Here is a 14,727-nt window from a genome sequence, read left to right as displayed (position 1 = left end):
ATGGCAATCCATCCGAACCACTTCGAGTACCTGCACACGGTCGGCTTCGAGGAGACCAACCTCGTCGGCAACGTCTACTACGTGCACTACCTGCGCTGGCAGGGACGCTGCCGCGAGATGTTCCTCAAGGAGCGGGCGCCGGACGTGCTCGCCGACCTGCGCGACGGCCTCAAGCTGTTCACGGTGAAGGTCGACTGCGAGTTCTTCGCCGAGATCACCGCGTTCGACGAGCTGGCCATCCAGATGCGGCTGATCGAGCTCGGCCAGACCCAGCTGGAGTTCGGCTTCGACTACGTCCGGCTCGGGCCGGGCGGGCCGGAGACCCTGGTGGCCCGGGGGCGGCAGCGCGTGGCCTGCATGCGCGGGCCCAACACCAGGACGGCCCCCGCCCGGGTGCCCGAGTCGCTGGTCAAGGCGCTCGAACCCTACGGGCCGTCCGCCCTGGCGGGCGTGGGGAGGACGGTGTGAACGACGGCCCTGACGCCCCGCTGACCGCTGCGCCGCCGCAGGAGGACCTCACCGACACCAAGGCCCTGCGCAAGGCGTTCGGGGCGTTCGCCACAGGGGTCGTTGTGGTGACGGTGGGCGGCGACGTCCCGCACGCGATGACCGCGAACTCGTTCACGTCGGTCTCGCTCGACCCGCCCCTGGTGCTGGTGTGCGTGGGGCATGACGCGATCATGCACGGGAGCCTGAGCGCGGCCGGGGCCTTCGGGGTCTCGGTGCTGGGCGCCGGCCAGGGCGCCGTGGCCCGGCACTTCGCCGACCGGCGGCGTCCGCTCGGCGCGGCCCAGTTCGACGCCGTGGACTGGTGGCCCGGCCGGGTGACCGGTGCGCCGCTGATCGGCGGTGCGATCGCGGGCTTCGAGTGCGAGCTGTGGCGCCGCTACCAGGGCGGCGATCACTCGATCTTCCTCGGCCGGCTGGTCTCCCTCGACCGCCGGGCGGGCGACGACGCCCTGCTCTTCTTCGGCGGCCGTCTCACCAGCCTCGCGGCGGCGGAGACCGGCCGGCCCGCCTGACGGCGTCGTCCTGGCGGGGCTGCCGGGCCTGGACCGGGGGTGGGGCGGTCCAGGCGATCCGTCTCATGCTCGGAGGCAGATCAGGGGAAGGGGAGGCCGGGCGCTTCGGCGGCGGGAGATCCGCCGCGCTGGCGGGGAACCACACGACCGTTCGGTGGTCAGCGCCCTGCGGGGAAGAGAATCCGGTGCGGCGGGTCAGCCCGCGACGAACTGCGGTCCCGCGGCGGGCAGCGGGTCCGGCTCGTGCGGCGCGAGGAGGATCGGCGGGTCGAACGGGCTCAGGGGCCTGAGGCGGACGTCGGCCCCGTTCACGAACGCGGTCTCCTTCCTGACGACGATCGGCCCGTGGGCCCCGATAGCCGGGACCCGGCCGTCGCCCAGCGGCCCGGCGGTGATGCCGGGCTGCCCGTCCTGGCCCCCGGCGTAGACCAGCACGTGCCAGGTTCCCTGGGGGACGTTCTCAAGCGCGTAGGGGCCAGGGCGCCCGAGTATGGCGCAGCAGACCGGCGAGCCCTGCGGGATCGGCTCGGGGAAGAGCCCGACGAAGATGGGGCCCGCCATGATCCGCGTGGAGCCGACCTCGCCCCGGACCGTGGCCATCGTCTTGCCCGCGGCCCTGCGCCGGTTCTCGGCGGCGAGCCGGACGGGCAGGCCGCCGTTGGCGCGGTAGACGCTCGGCGCGACGCCCACGCTCCGCTTGAACCGCGAGCTGAAGGACCCGACGCTGGAATAGCCCACCTGGTTGCTGATGTCGGCGACGCTCAGCGAGGTCGCCGTGAGCAGCCGCTTGGCCTCCTGGAGGCGCAGCGCCGACAGGAACCGGCCAGGGGACACCCCCGTGGAGTGCCGGAAGATGCGGGAGAAGTGAAATTTACTGAACATCGCGATCCGGGCCATGTCGTCGATGGTGATCCGGTCGCCGAGATTCGCCTGCATGGCGTCGATGACGCGCTCGATGGGGTGTTCGATTGAACGTTCCATCCGATGTTCCACTGAGACTCCTGTTCGTGATGGCCGCCGGGCACGGATCGGCCTTGTCATCAGATCGCGGGGTCCTCGCTGAATGAAAACAAGCTCTCATTTTGTGAGAATCTCAATCGGGTAAGTAGAACCTGTACGGGTGGGCATTCCGGCCCCTGGTCCCCAAAATAAGCACATCGTTCATTTGTCTTTCCATACTCTCGGTAATGAGGCGTGTTGACGGAGTAGTCAAACTCTCATGGGCCCCCGTATTCGCCACCCGCGACGCTGGTATAAAGCGTTCCTACTCATAGATAAACCGGCGAGTTGGTTTTTGCAAGAGCCTGCTGTGGCCATGATCGGGGTCCACTGAGTGGGACGTCGCGCCGCCGGGATCGATTCCGGCGGGCCTGATCACCGATTTGGGGTCGGCTCTTCTTTGCGGCGGCAAGGCGGCGCTTTGCTCACGCTCTGTCGCCGGACCCCGGTAAGGCGTGGGGCAAGAGGCGAACCTGTGTTGCGAAGAGGTGAAATGGCCGAGGTCACGCACCACCCGGCGTCACCGGCGCCCGTTCTCGATGTCGGCGGCGATCCCATTTTGGCGCCTGCCATTATCTGAGATCTTGACTATTGCATAGTGTTCGGGCAACGGGCATAGTCAATGAGCATCATACATGATTATCTCGTGGGGAGAGGTGGCCCGGATGCAGGAAAGGGCGAATCGGACACGGCGGCTCATCCTTCAGGCCGCCGCCGAGATGTTCGAGGCCCGCGGCTACACGGGCGCACGCCTCGAAGACATTGTGGCGCGCCCAAAAGTCAGCAAGGGCGCCCTCTATTTCCACTTTCCCTCGAAGGAGGCGCTGGCGTCCGCCGTCGTCGACGAGTACCGCTGCCTTTGGCCCTCACTCATCGACGAACTGCGGCCCGATTTCCCGCGCTCGATGCACCTGCTGTTCGCCCTGTCGGGACGGCTCGCGGGCCGTTTCCGCGAGGACGCGCTGATGCGGGCCGGCACGCGCCTTGCCATCGAGCGCAACCTGGTGTCCCCGTCGGTGCGCAAGCTCTTCCGGGGCTGGGCCGGAGACCTGGAGGACCTGCTGGCCGAGGCGCGCGACCAGGGCGACCTGGTCGCCGGGGCCGACATCGAGTCGCTGGCGGGCTTCCTGGTGGCCGCCCTCACCGGCTGCCAGCAGGTCTTCGCCACGATGGACGACGACACCGACCTCCAGCGATGCGTGCGCATGATGTGGTGGTCGGTGCTCCCCGGCCTGGTCGAGGCCGACCGCCTCACCGAGATGCGGGCGCTGCTGCTGACCGGCCTGACCGCCGACCCCGCCACCGGATCGCCCGCGCGCGGCTGAGACGCGCGGCGGCCCCGCCGAGGTGATCACCTCGACGGGGCCGCCGCGCGAGCGGGGGGCGCGCCTCACACTCTCCCCTCCTGCGGCTGCGGCTGGGGGACGGTCTTGGCCCGGTCGCCGAGCAGCCGCTTGGGCAGCAGCAGGCAGGCCGGGGCCGACACCAGGAGCAGGGCGATGAGCAGATAGAGCGTCGGCCGCTCGGCCGTCGCGAACGCGTTGGCATACGCCTCGTGCGTCAGGCGCTGGATCAACTCGCTCGTGCCCGCGCCCTGCTGCGTCGAGGTGAACCCGCCGTCCTCGACGGCCTTGCTCACCCCGGTGACGAACGGCTCGCGCTGCTCGGGCGGCAGCTCCCGCGACGCCCGCTCGGCCTCGCCGGCGATCTGGCCGGCGAGCCCGGTGTGCAGCGCGGCGCCGACCACCGCGATGCTGATCGCGCCCATCATCTGCCGGCTGCTGTTGAACGCGCCGGACGCCGCCGCGTTCAGCTTCTCCGGCAGATCCATCATCGCCTCGGTCGTGGCCGGAGCCATCACGAACGCGACGCCGATGCCGACCACGAACAGCGGAGCCAGGAAGTCGGTGGAGGTCGAGGTGGCCGACTCCACCATCGCCATCCAGGCGAACCCGGCGGCCAGCACGACCAGCCCCGCCGGGATCAGCCGCCGCGCGCCCATGCTGTCGGTCAGGCGTCCGGCCACCGCGGCGAAGACGCCCATCGCCAACGCCATCGGGACGTAGGTCAGCCCCGTCCGCAGCGCGCTGTGCCCCGACACCGACTGCAGATGCAGCGTGACCAGCAGCGTCACGCCGTACATCGTGAGGTACATGACCGAGTTCAGCAGCGTCGCGAGCGTGAACGCCCGGTACCGGAACAGCCCGAGCGGAAGCAGCGGCTCGGGATAGCGCCGCTCCCACCACACGAACGCGACCAGCGTCAGCGCGCCGACGATCATGACGCCGGGGATCGTCACGATCCCGGTGATGGTGCCCCAGTCATAGCGCTGCCCCTCGATGAGCCCGTAGGTGATCGCACCGAGCCCGGCGCTGACCAGGACCACGCCGACCAGGTCGAACCTGTGCCGCCGTCCCGGCCGGGCGTCCGGCACGAACATCAGCGTGAACACGATCGCGGCCGTGCACACCGGCACGTTGATGAAGAAGATCCAGCGCCAGCTCCACTCGCTGAGAATGAGCCCGCCCAGCACCGGCCCGCTCATCGCCGAGACACCGATCGTCCCGGTCATCACCCCCATCGCGGCCCCACGGCGCTCGGCCGGGAAGATGTCGGAGATCAGCGTCATCACCTGGGGCACGAGCAGCGCCCCGGCCACGCCCTGCATGAACCGCGACAGCACCAGCTGCGTGACGTCCTGGGAGATCCCGCAGAACACCGAGGCCAGCGTGAACAGGAACAGGCCAAGGACGAACATCCGGCGGGCGCCGAACACGTCGCCGAGCCTGCCACCGGTCACCAGCAGCGCGGCGTTCACCAGCACGTACCCGTTGACGACCCACAGGACATGGTCCATGTCCGCGTCGAGGCCGTTGACGAGGCTGGGCAGCGCGACGTTGACGATGGTCGCGTCCAGCGAGACCACCAGCATCCCCAGGCTGAGCGTGGTCAGGACGATCGCGGGATGTTTCAGCTCGGTTGTCGACATGAGCGTCGGCCCCCTCCGGGGTGTCAGGCCTTGACGACGATGGTCTGGAGATAGTCCGCGTAGGCGACCAGGCTGCCGTTGGTGGCCCGGTTCCCGGCGCTCCACACGGCCGTCATGTCGGCGTGCAGCGCCGTGCGGTGCTCCTCGTCGAGCCGTGCGAACGCGCCGCGCGCCGGGCCGTACCACGCCCGGAAGTACTCCACGGCGAACTGCACCGACGGATAGCGGAAGGGCTGGGCCCTGCGGACCGTCCGGACGGCCTTGGCATGGCCGTCGAACAGCTCGTGCACCCGCGCGTCCGTCCCCCACTCGAAGGGCGAGCGCAGCCCGGGCGGCGCCGCGATGTACTTGCCGATCGTCGCGGCGTAGTCGCCGATGATGCCGTCCGGGCACCAGGAGAGCACACCGATCCGGCCGCCCGGCCGCACCACGCGCAGCAACTCCTCGGCCGTGCGCTGCTGATCGGGGGCGAACATGGTCCCGAAGGTCGACACGGCCACATCGAAGAAGTCGTCCTCGAACGGAAGCTCCTGCGCGTCCGCCGTGTGCACCTCCAGTTCGAGGCCCTCGGCCTCGGCCAGCCGCGTGGCCTGCACCAGCGACTCGGGCACGAAATCGGTGGCGACGACCTCGCAGAAGCGCCGCAGCGCCGCGATCGAGGTCGTCCCCGTCCCGGCGGCGACGTCCAGGACGCGCTCTCCCGGCTGAAGATCGAGGTCCTCGCAGAGCGACTCGGCGTAGACCGGCGGGGTGTGCGCGGCCAGCTTCCCGAGGTCGCCCAGCGACCACGCCTTCTGCTGAGCCTGCGTGACGATTGCGTATTCGGTCATACCAGCGACGCTACGAACCCCACCCCCTCAAGGGCTTCGACCGAGCGGGCCAACCCCAAGAACCCGAAACATGGCCCGTTCGGGCCATGTTTGCCTGGGGGTCCCAACCCCCAGACCCCCAGGCGCGCCCATGGCGCGTCCTCACTCGCTGGCGCTCGCTCCGGGCGCGCCACGGACGCGTTGAGGGCTGGCCGCCCTCAAGCTCCCGCCCAGGGGGCTCTGCCCCCTGGACCCCCGTTTTTGGGGCTTCGCCCCTCGCCCCCTGGTGGCTGGGGTTTGTGAGTCGGGCTGGGGTTTGTGGGGCCGTTTCTAGAGGAGGTCTACTCGGGAGGCGTAGGCGACTGCGGCGGCGCGGGAGGGGAGGTCCAGGCGGGTGAGGATGTTGGCCACGTGGCGTTTGACGGTGTGTTCGCTGAGGACCAGGCGTTCGGCGATCTCGCGGTTGGTGAGTCCCACGGCGAGCAGGCGCAGGATTTCGATCTGGCGGGACGTCAGTTCGCCGGTCGGGGTGCGGCGGGCCAGGCCCACCAGGCGGTTCGCGCGGCGGGCGTCGGCGGTGGCGCCCAGGCGTTCGAAGGCGCCCTGGGCTGCCAGCGCCTCTTCGGCCGCGGCGCCGGTGCGGCCGCCCGCGGTGAGGACCGAGGCCAGGTCGAGGCGGGCGCGGGCCGCGTCGTAGGGGCCCCGGGCGCTCTCGAACAGCTCGACGGCGCGGGTGAGCATGGTGATCGCGGTGTCGGTGCGGCCCTCGGCGGCGCTACGGACGCCCTGCGCCCACAGCGCGGAGGCGCTCAGGGCGTCGCCGCCCACGTCGGAGGCCAGGTCGATCAGCTCGTCGACCGCCTGGGCGAGTAGGTCGGGACGCTCGGCCGCGGCCACCCGGATGAAGACCTCCAGGACGGGGGCGCGGGCCAGGCGGTCTTCCTTGGGCAGGCCGTCCAGGACGCGCTCGACCAGCTCGACCGCGTCCGCGGCGTCGCCCCGGTCGAGCAGCAGTTCGGCCAGCCCCACGCGGGCGGCGGGCAGGGGGCGTCCGCGCTCGAACAGCTCGGCGGCCTCCGTCCAGTGGCCTTGGCGCCGGCGTAGTTCGCCCAGGCGGGCCCACGCTTCGGCGGCGAATCGGGGGCGCTGCTCGCTCAGGTCGTCGGCGGCGCGCAGCAGCTGGTTCTCGGCCTCCTCCCAGTCGCCGCGCCACAGCAGGACGGTGCTGTAGTGGGTGCGGCACCGGGAGAACGGCGACCCCAGGTCGAAACGGCGGCAGAAGTCCATGACGCGGCCGCACCACTGCTCGGCGCGCTCCCAGTCGCGCGTCTGCTCGCACCCCTGGACGAGGTAGCAGGTGGGGATCCAGACCGAGCCGACCTCGTGCACCTCACCGGCCAGCGCGGCGGCGGCGGCCTCGTCGAGCAGGCGCATGCCCTCGCCGATCCGGCCCTGGCTCACGTGGGCCGTGCCGCTGAGCGCCATCCCCTGGATCTCCAGGTCGGGGGAGTGCTGGCGGCGGCCGATCTCCATCGTCCGGTCGGCGTGCTCCAGGGCACCGGTGAGGTCGCCGCGCAGGCACGCGGCCATCCCCTCGAAGAGCGTGAGCTGCCCGTGCTCCGCGCCCTCGGGCAGGTCGGCGAGCAGGCGGCGGGCCCGCTGGAACCAGCCCTGGGCGACCGCGGGCTCGCCCCGGAACTGCACCGCGCCGTTGCCCAGCCAGGCCGAGACGCGGGCGGCACCCCGGTCGTCCCCGACGGAGCGATAGCAGCGATAAGCCTGCTCGTATCGCTCGGTCATCTCGTCATCGTCGTCCAGCCACCAGGCGGCCGCGGCCGCCCCCTCGGCGGCCGTGGCCTCCGAGGTCGCCCCGAGCGGCGAGGCCAGGGCGGCGGCGAACATGGCCCGCGCCTCTTTCCAGCCCCCACGCCGCAGCAGGTCCCATCCCGCAAGGAGAGGATCCTCGGTTGCCTTCACCCCGCCATCATCGCTCACCCCCGGCCGGTCGGCACCCCTCAGGACGCGGGGGAGCCGATCATGGCCAGTTGGTCTGGTCCTGGGAGAGCCAGGATTCCGGGCGCATGTAGACGGCGATCATGATGGGGGTGGCCTCGGCCGTGGCCTGGACGAACATCGCGCCGAACTCCGGGCCCAGGTAGCGGGCGGCCAGAGCCTCGCGCTCCGCGCTGGTGACGGTGTCCTGGATTCGGATCGGGCCCTCGGCCGTCACGTAGCGGTAGGGCGGTTCGGGGGACTGGACGCAGAGGGTGACGCGTCCCGCCCGACGGATGATCTCGGCCTTGGGGCTGTCGCCGCGCGTGATCAGCCTGATCTCCTCGCCGGGCTCGTAGCTGTACCAGATGGGCAGGGACAGGGGGCCCTGTTCTTCGCGGGCCACGGACAGGATGCCGACGTGCGCCTCGGAGAGGTACTTCTGGCGGGCGTCCATGGGCATCTGCGGGGGGCGGGTGAGCTCCTGGGCCACGGCCGTTCCCTTCGTCGGGTGCTTGGGCGTTGGACGCTACGGATGACGGACTTCTCCTGCTTCGCCTGGGCGGGCCATCCCGGGTCGGGGTGGCTATGGCTCGAACGGGCCATAGTGGGGCGAAGGGTTCTTCTGATGGTGCGAAAATATATAGCAATATGAGAGATGACGGGTTCTGAGGCTCGGGTCACTATGGGTTTACGAACCGATTGGAGGGGTCCCCATGACCCAGTCCCTCACCCACGAGGTCCACGACCTCATTCTCGGCAGCAAGCACTTCGCCGGCGTCCGGCTGGACGGCGAGATCACGCTGCACTTCCTGCAGGGCGAGACGTTCGACTGCCGTAGCGTCGTGGGCGTCAGTGGCGTTCGCACCGCGTCGGAGATCACCACCACGGCCGACGGCAAGCCGCAGGTCGAGCTCGAGCGGCTGCTGACCCACTTCCACAGCGACGACGCGGACGTTGTCATCGAGCAGAACCACACCCGCTCCAACCGCGGCACGCTCACCGGCCACGGCGACGAGTCCCTGCTCCCCGGCACCGCCTCGTTCGAGCAGTTCCTGCTGATCACCATCGGCGACAAGGTCTACGCGAACCGCGACGCGCTGGTCATGACGGCCACCGACGTCACCGCGTGGGCTCCGGTCGGCTCGACCTTCACCTCGAAGGCCGCCGTCGACTTCTACGCCGTGGACGAGATCGACGACGCCGAGGCGATGCCGGTGCTGACGCTGGCCGCCAAGTGCGCCGCCGAGATCCGCGACGCCCTCAGCCTGGGCTGATCGCGTAACGACTAGGGCGCACCTCAGGGGTGCCGGCCGCCGCGGTCTGGGCGTCGCGTGGCGGGACAGGTATCCGTGAAGCGTGCCCTAGGGGGAGGCTCCCGGATGTCCACGGGCCGGGGGCCTCTCCTTCATAGAGGGAGGGGTTCCACCGTGCCGAGCCGCAGGACGATTCTTGGCGGGGCGGTGGCCGGGGCGGGGCTGGCCGCTTCCGGTCTCGGCGGCGAGAGCCGCTTCGACCCGGGTGACTGGGGCTCGGTGCGAGCCCAGTTCCCGCTGACCCGCAGGCGCATGCATTTCACGGCGTACTACCTCGCGTCCCATCCGGCGCCGGTCGCGCGCGCGATCGAGCGGCATCGGCGGGAGCTGGATCGGGATACGGCGGTTTATGTCGAGGGCTTTGACGCTTTCGACCTGGCCGCGCGCAAGGCCGCCGCCGGGTATCTGGGCGGCGGGCCGGACGAGATCGCGCTGACCGACAGCACCACGATGGGACTGGGCCTGCTCTACGCGGGGCTTCGGCTGCGTCCCGGGGAGGAGGTGCTGACGACCGAGCACGACTTCTATGCCACGCATGAGTCGCTCCGGTTGCGGGCCGAGCGGGACGGCGCCGTCGTGCGGAGGGTGCGGCTGTACGAGGACCCGGCCACGGCCACGGTGGACTCGATGGTCTCCCGGTTGCGTGCCGCTGTGACCGCGAAGACTCGGGTGGTGGCGGTGACCTGGGTGCATTCGGGGACGGGTGTCAGGCTTCCGGTGCGCGAGATCGCCGACATGTTGGCCGGCCGCGCTTTGCTGTGCGTGGACGCCGTGCACGGGTTCGGCGCCGAGGACGCCACCCCGGGCGCTTTGGGCTGCGACTTCTTCGTCACCGGCACGCACAAGTGGCTGTTCGGGCCGCGCGGGACCGGTGTCGTCTGGGGCCGCCCCGAGGCGTGGGCGCTGGTGGCGCCGACCGTTCCGAGCTTCTGCCTGCCCGCCCTGCTCGGGTGGTGGAGCGGGCGTCCCCCCGAGGGGCCCGCGGCCGTGCTCGCGACGCCCGGTGGGTTTCACTCGTTCGAGAATCGGTGGGCCCTGCCGGAGGCCTTCGCCTTTCATCGCGCGATCGGGCCCGGGCGGGTCGCGGCGCGTACTCGTTCGCAGGCGGGGCGCCTCAAGGAGGGGCTGGCCGGTTTGCGCCATGTCCGGCTGCACACGCCCAGGGACCCGGCGGTGTCGTCCGGGCTCGTGTGCTGCACGGTGGAGGGCCACAAGCCCGACGCCGTCGTGAAGCGCCTGCTCGGCGAGCACGGCATCGTCGCCAGCGTCACCCCGTACCGCGAGCAGTCCGTGCGGTTCGGGCCGAGCATCGTCACCGCACCGGCGGAGGTCGACGCGGTCGTCCGGGCGATGGCCGCGCTCCGCTGATCGAGATCAGAAAGTATATGGTTGTCAAGTGTCGGTTCAGGAGAAGCCCGCGGAGACCAAGCACCGCCGGCGCAACTACGGGCAGTACTGCGGCCTCGCCGCCGCCCTCGACGTGGTCGGCGAGCGCTGGACGCTGCTGATCGTGCGCGAGCTGCTCACCGGGCCGTGCCGGTACGGCGAGCTGCTGGCCAACCTGTCCGGGATCGGCACCAACCTGCTGGCCGAGCGGCTGCGCTACCTCACCGAGGCCGGGGTCGTCCGGCAGGTCCCGCGCCCCGAATCGCGGGGACGCATGTACGAGCTGACCGAGCAGGGCGCGGGCCTGCGCGGCGCGGTGCTGGAGATGGCCCGCTGGGGGCTCGGCGTGCTCGGCGCCCCCGAGGCCGAAGACCAGGTGCGCCCGCGCTGGGGCGTGCTGGCGCTGGAGGCGATGATCCGCCCCGAGGGCGAGGGGCCGGACGAGGTCTACGAGTTCCGGGTGGACGACGAGGTGTTCCACATCCGGGTCGACGGGGGCGTGGCGGCCGTCGTGCACGGCCCGGCGACCGGTGTGCCGGTGCTGACCGTCCGCACCGACGCGCTGACCTTCATCGAGATCGGCGCCGGACGGCTGACCCCGGTCGAGGCCACGCTGACCCGGCGGCTGACGATGGAGGGCGAGGACGCCGCGATCCTGCGCTGCTCGCGGCGCCTCGGCCTGGTCCACTGATCGCTTGAAAAACCTGTGGTGATCAGCGCAGCGGCCCGGAGGCCACGGTGATCGTTCCGCCCGGGAGCCAGCTCGTCCCGGTGTGCGGGTGGGTCTCGCCCGGACGGGTCGGCATGAAGGTCACCAGCGACGCCGCGTAGAGCTTCGCCGGGCCGGTGTCCGCGCGTCCCTGTGCCTCCTGCCATCGGTCGAAGCCCACCTTGGTCGGGACCGCGCCGTGGAACCGCTCCTGGAGCAGCGCCGCGTACTTCAGCGGTACCGGGTCGCGCGGCGAGAAGCGCAGCGGCAGCACCTGACCGGCCGGGATGGCCAGCAGCGGGGCGCTCAGCAGCCAGGGCGCCAGGTAGGCGCCCTCGCCCCGGACGCGGCCCCCGGCGATGTCGCGGAGGGTGCTCTCGGCCGCGGACCAGCCCGAGACGACGACGATCGGGCGTCGTGCGCCCGGTTCGGCCGCGACGGTCAGCCCCGCTCCGGCTGCCGCGTCCCGTATGACGGTGGCCGCGGCCCGCGACCGGGGCGAGCCGTCCCCGGCCAGGAACACCGATCGGACGCCGCGCCCGGCGATGAATCCCAGGGCGGCGCGCAGCGCGCCCGCGTCGGCGGTCCCGAGGGCCTGGGCCGGGCAGGAGCGCAGCGGCGCGGGGGAGCCCCCGGCGGCCAGGCCGCCGAGGGCGGCGCTCGCGCATTCGGGGCCGTCGGTACGGATCTGGGGGGACGTCGCCACGCCGCGTCCCGCGTCGATCCGCACCGACGCCGTGCGCCCGCCGCCGCGGATCCAGAGCCGTCCCGGACCGGGCGGCAGCCACACCATCCCCCAGGTGCCGGTCGCACCCGGGGAGCGCGCTGTGGCGGTGAGCCGGTCGGCGTCGGTGCCGACGGACACCTGGCGATCTCCCGTATGGACGACGTTCCAGCCGGGACGCTGCGGCGCCAGCAGCACCGGCACCGGATCGCCTCCGAGGGCCACCGAATGCAGCACGGGCACCCCGGGTCTGAGCACCTCGGATCCGGGCACCGCCGTCAGGGCGATCCCGGCGGTCACCACGCCGGCCATGCCCACGGTCGCCGCCTTGCGCGGACCGCCGCGATACAGAAGTGCCGGTGCCGTGATCGCGAGGCCCGCCACCGCGACGGTCTTCGGCAGGTCGGCCTGGACGATTCCGGCCACGATCGAGGCGGCGCCGGAGATCGCGAGCCAGGGCGCCAGCCGCCGTCCCTCCGGGAGGGACCCGGTGGTGAGCAGGGGGAGGGACGCTCCCAGCCACACGGCCGCGCCCACCGCGATGGCGGCCTGTGTCACCCGGCCGTCCGAGGCCATGACCGCGTAGGCCGCGCATAGTGCCACCCCTCCCGCGAACGCGGGCGGGGTGCGGCCCAGAGAGAGCGCTACGCCGAGGGTGAGCGTGCCCAGCGCGATGGCGAGCAAGGGGCGGTCGACGACGGCCAGCGCGCCCGTCGCCGCCACGGCGCCCGCGATCGAGACGGCCGTCGCGGTCCGGCGTGCGGGCGGGCCCGTCAGCGGACGGACGACGCCCGCGCCCGCAACCGTCCCGACCGCCAGCAGCACCGCGAGACGGATCGCCGCACCCAGCGGGCCGGAGCCCGTGGCGGAGTCGTGGGTGCCGTGCGTGCCGTCGGCCCAGGCGGCACCCGGCAGGATCCATGCCGCGCCGGCCGCGGCGAGGATCAGCGCGATCAGACGAAGGGGGAGCCGCCGGCCGGGGCGGCTCCCCCCTCTGGTCTCAGCGGACGTCCGCATCGGAGACCGCGAACAGGACTCCGTGGGGACGCGCGTTGCCGGTGACCCCATGTGGCCAGCGCGCCCGGTTGAACTCCACGCACGGCTGCCGGGTGCTCTCGTCCCGGAAGGTCCGGTCGAGCGAGAGCTTGTGCTTCCTGGAGATGTCGACCATGCAGACGCGGTGGTCGCCGTCGAAGGGCGTGGCGGCCACGAAGTAGTTGGCCAGCGCCAGCCTGCCCGGCTGTGTCGTCTCTCGGTAGAGGCCGTCACGGCCCTGCTGGAAGTTGTCCAGCGAGGCCCAGTGCGGGCCGCCGGACGTCGGGTCCTCGATGGGCAGGACGCTGACCAGCCCGGGGCAGTCGCGCTCCGAGCCGCCCTTGGCGACCTCCTCCATCGTGTCGATGCTGCACCGGGTGCGCTTGCCCGCCGCGACGAGCTTGCGGATGTCCAGCACGTAGACCATGCCGGTGTCCTTGCCGCCGGACGACTCGTCCCCGCGCCGCATCACCGAGTGGTAGAGGTACCGGTCGTCGGGGCTGGTCTGGAGCCAGGCGCCGCCGTCCATGCCGACCCGGTTGACCAGGTTCGGGGCCAGCTTGGTGAACGCGGTGGTGTCGTCGAAGACTTCGCGCCACTTCGGCTTGGGGTCGGTGATGTCGGGGGTGTAGTAGATCGAGGCGCCGCCCATCGTGGACGCGAACGCGCCGCGGTTGTGGCGCCGGTTGGTCACCGTGGTCTCCATGACCACCCGGGGCTCCTCGTAGGTGCCGTACGGCTCCTTGCGCGGGCCGTCGGGCAGGTGCGAGATCGACAGCAGCCGGGGCGAGTTCCGCTTGGCGATGTCGAAGATCCGTACCGTGTCGCGGGTGATGTAGGGGTCGGCGGGCGGCGTGCCGATCAGGTTGCGCACCTCGGCGAAGTCGCTGGTGACCATGCGGTTCAGATCCTCGCGCACCTGGATGCCGTGCGGGTTGGCGCAGGTCCTGGGGTCGAGCTGCGGGATGCTGTGGCAGGTCTCGTGCTCGGGGCCCTTGGCCGCGGCGGGGGCCTCGACGAGCACCTTGCCGTTGGCGTCCAGGCGCAGCACCTCGCCCGGCGTGCCGCCGGACCCGTTGCCGATCCTGGTCTCGCCGTCGGTGTAGCGGCAGGGGCCGGACACGTCGGGCCCGCCCATGTACGCGCCGTAGGCGGTGCCGTCCTTCAGCGTCCAGTACGCGTCGGGCACCGAGCCGCAGGGCGTGTCGGTCGGCGCGGTGATCCCCTTCAGCTTGATCTGGGGAAGGCGGCTGACGTCGAAGGCGTAGGTGATGTCGCTGAGCAGGCCGCCCGCGAACACGGTGTCGCCCTTGTGCCAGGTGTACTGCATGTGGTGCGGCTCGTTCTGCAGGATCGGGCCCACGGTCGCGGTGTTGACGACCTTCCCGTAGGTGGGCGATCCCCGGGTGGCGTCGATGACGGCGAGGAAGTCGGGGTCCCCGGAGCCCGCGCCCTTGCCCGCCAGGCGGTGCCGGGCGGCGTCCGCGCCGGACTGGCCGGCGTCGCCGGTCCAGACCAGAAGCCACTCGTGCTTGCGCTTCTTGCCCGTCCAGTCGCCGCGCACGACGTGGTTGGTCACCGTGTAGGTGGTTCCGTCGGTCCCTTTGAAACTGGAGGTGCTGACGGTGGTCTCGGCCGCCCGGGCGGTGGAATGGCCGGCGGCCACCAATGCGGCCGCCGCGAGCACAAGTGCGATCAACGCGGCCGATCTTCGACGGGGATCACGGATTGATTCGGAGCGGGACA

Annotated in this window: 13 protein-coding genes; 6 read left to right on the top strand and 7 right to left on the bottom strand. The window is 71.5% G+C overall.

The window, feature by feature from the left end:
- A complete protein-coding gene (locus tag ACQPY4_RS34185; protein WP_433328111.1) occupies positions 1-468 on the top strand; it encodes an acyl-CoA thioesterase in 468 nt (155 codons plus the stop codon).
- On the top strand, positions 465-1,022 hold the full coding sequence (locus tag ACQPY4_RS34180; protein WP_433328109.1) for a flavin reductase family protein: 558 nt from the start codon (positions 465-467) through the stop codon (positions 1,020-1,022). Before ACQPY4_RS34185 ends, ACQPY4_RS34180 begins: the two co-directional genes overlap by 4 nt.
- A 195-nt stretch (positions 1,023-1,217) precedes the next feature.
- Here the strand turns inward: ACQPY4_RS34180 and ACQPY4_RS34175 are convergent, their stop codons facing one another.
- Positions 1,218-2,003 (bottom strand): helix-turn-helix domain-containing protein, encoded by a 786-nt coding sequence (locus ACQPY4_RS34175; RefSeq protein ID WP_433328107.1) that lies wholly within the window; start codon positions 2,001-2,003, stop codon positions 1,218-1,220.
- A 683-nt stretch (positions 2,004-2,686) separates the two neighbouring features.
- Between ACQPY4_RS34175 and ACQPY4_RS34170 the strand changes: the two genes are divergently transcribed.
- Positions 2,687-3,346, top strand: coding sequence for a ScbR family autoregulator-binding transcription factor (locus tag ACQPY4_RS34170; protein ID WP_433328105.1), 660 nt, complete (start codon positions 2,687-2,689; stop codon positions 3,344-3,346).
- 65 nt (positions 3,347-3,411) lie between these two features.
- Here ACQPY4_RS34170 and ACQPY4_RS34165 read toward each other — a convergent pair whose 3' ends face one another.
- The 4 genes from ACQPY4_RS34165 to ACQPY4_RS34150 all read right to left on the bottom strand — a co-directional run bounded on the left by ACQPY4_RS34165 (position 3,412) and on the right by ACQPY4_RS34150 (position 8,304).
- Positions 3,412-5,010 carry a DHA2 family efflux MFS transporter permease subunit gene (locus ACQPY4_RS34165; RefSeq protein ID WP_433328103.1) on the bottom strand — a complete coding sequence of 533 codons (1,599 nt, stop codon included), beginning with the start codon at positions 5,008-5,010 and terminating at the stop codon, positions 3,412-3,414.
- A 23-nt stretch (positions 5,011-5,033) separates the two neighbouring features.
- Positions 5,034-5,840, bottom strand: a complete 807-nt coding sequence (locus tag ACQPY4_RS34160; protein WP_433328101.1) for a class I SAM-dependent methyltransferase — start codon at positions 5,838-5,840, stop codon at positions 5,034-5,036.
- A gap of 309 nt (positions 5,841-6,149) precedes the next feature.
- Positions 6,150-7,796, bottom strand: coding sequence for a LuxR C-terminal-related transcriptional regulator (locus tag ACQPY4_RS34155; RefSeq protein WP_433328099.1), 1,647 nt, complete (start codon positions 7,794-7,796; stop codon positions 6,150-6,152).
- 58 nt (positions 7,797-7,854) lie between these two features.
- The gene (locus tag ACQPY4_RS34150; protein WP_433328097.1) at positions 7,855-8,304 is read right to left on the bottom strand and encodes a pyridoxamine 5'-phosphate oxidase family protein; all 450 of its coding nucleotides are present in this window, start codon (positions 8,302-8,304) and stop codon (positions 7,855-7,857) included.
- A gap of 223 nt (positions 8,305-8,527) precedes the next feature.
- Between ACQPY4_RS34150 and ACQPY4_RS34145 the strand changes: the two genes are divergently transcribed.
- The 3 genes from ACQPY4_RS34145 (at position 8,528) to ACQPY4_RS34135 (ending at position 11,204) form a co-directional block, all read left to right on the top strand.
- Positions 8,528-9,088 (top strand): hypothetical protein, encoded by a 561-nt coding sequence (locus ACQPY4_RS34145; protein ID WP_433328095.1) that lies wholly within the window; start codon positions 8,528-8,530, stop codon positions 9,086-9,088.
- A gap of 153 nt (positions 9,089-9,241) precedes the next feature.
- Positions 9,242-10,495: an aminotransferase class V-fold PLP-dependent enzyme gene (locus ACQPY4_RS34140; RefSeq protein WP_433328093.1), complete on the top strand. Its 1,254-nt coding sequence runs from the start codon at positions 9,242-9,244 to the stop codon at positions 10,493-10,495.
- Positions 10,496-10,523: 28 nt separating this feature from the next.
- Complete coding sequence (locus ACQPY4_RS34135; protein ID WP_433328091.1) at positions 10,524-11,204, top strand: winged helix-turn-helix transcriptional regulator; 681 nt, start codon at positions 10,524-10,526, stop codon at positions 11,202-11,204.
- Positions 11,205-11,226: 22 nt separating this feature from the next.
- Here the strand turns inward: ACQPY4_RS34135 and ACQPY4_RS34130 are convergent, their stop codons facing one another.
- Positions 11,227-12,963, bottom strand: coding sequence for a hypothetical protein (locus ACQPY4_RS34130; RefSeq protein ID WP_433328089.1), 1,737 nt, complete (start codon positions 12,961-12,963; stop codon positions 11,227-11,229).
- Positions 12,947-14,680, bottom strand: coding sequence for a hypothetical protein (locus ACQPY4_RS34125; RefSeq protein WP_433328087.1), 1,734 nt, complete (start codon positions 14,678-14,680; stop codon positions 12,947-12,949). Before ACQPY4_RS34125 ends, ACQPY4_RS34130 begins: the two co-directional genes overlap by 17 nt.
- Positions 14,681-14,727 lie beyond the last annotated feature (47 nt).

The sequence above is a fragment of the Spirillospora sp. CA-294931 genome, assembly GCF_050946795.1.
GTDB lineage: Bacteria > Actinomycetota > Actinomycetes > Streptosporangiales > Streptosporangiaceae > Spirillospora.
Note: the sequence above shows the minus strand (reverse complement) of the source record. Positions and strands in the feature narration are given on the sequence as shown.

What these genes read in the sequence shown, in the direction of transcription:
- ACQPY4_RS34175 (WP_433328107.1), bottom strand. Translation starts at nt 2,003, where the DNA reads ATGGAACGTTCAATCGAACACCCCATCGAGCGCGTCATCGACGCCATG.
- ACQPY4_RS34165 (WP_433328103.1), bottom strand. Translation starts at nt 5,010, where the DNA reads ATGTCGACAACCGAGCTGAAACATCCCGCGATCGTCCTGACCACGCTC.
- ACQPY4_RS34170 (WP_433328105.1), top strand. Translation starts at nt 2,687, where the DNA reads ATGCAGGAAAGGGCGAATCGGACACGGCGGCTCATCCTTCAGGCCGCC.
- ACQPY4_RS34160 (WP_433328101.1), bottom strand. Translation starts at nt 5,840, where the DNA reads ATGACCGAATACGCAATCGTCACGCAGGCTCAGCAGAAGGCGTGGTCG.
- ACQPY4_RS34185 (WP_433328111.1), top strand. Translation starts at nt 1, where the DNA reads ATGGCAATCCATCCGAACCACTTCGAGTACCTGCACACGGTCGGCTTC.
- ACQPY4_RS34145 (WP_433328095.1), top strand. Translation starts at nt 8,528, where the DNA reads ATGACCCAGTCCCTCACCCACGAGGTCCACGACCTCATTCTCGGCAGC.
- ACQPY4_RS34130 (WP_433328089.1), bottom strand. Translation starts at nt 12,963, where the DNA reads ATGCGGACGTCCGCTGAGACCAGAGGGGGGAGCCGCCCCGGCCGGCGG.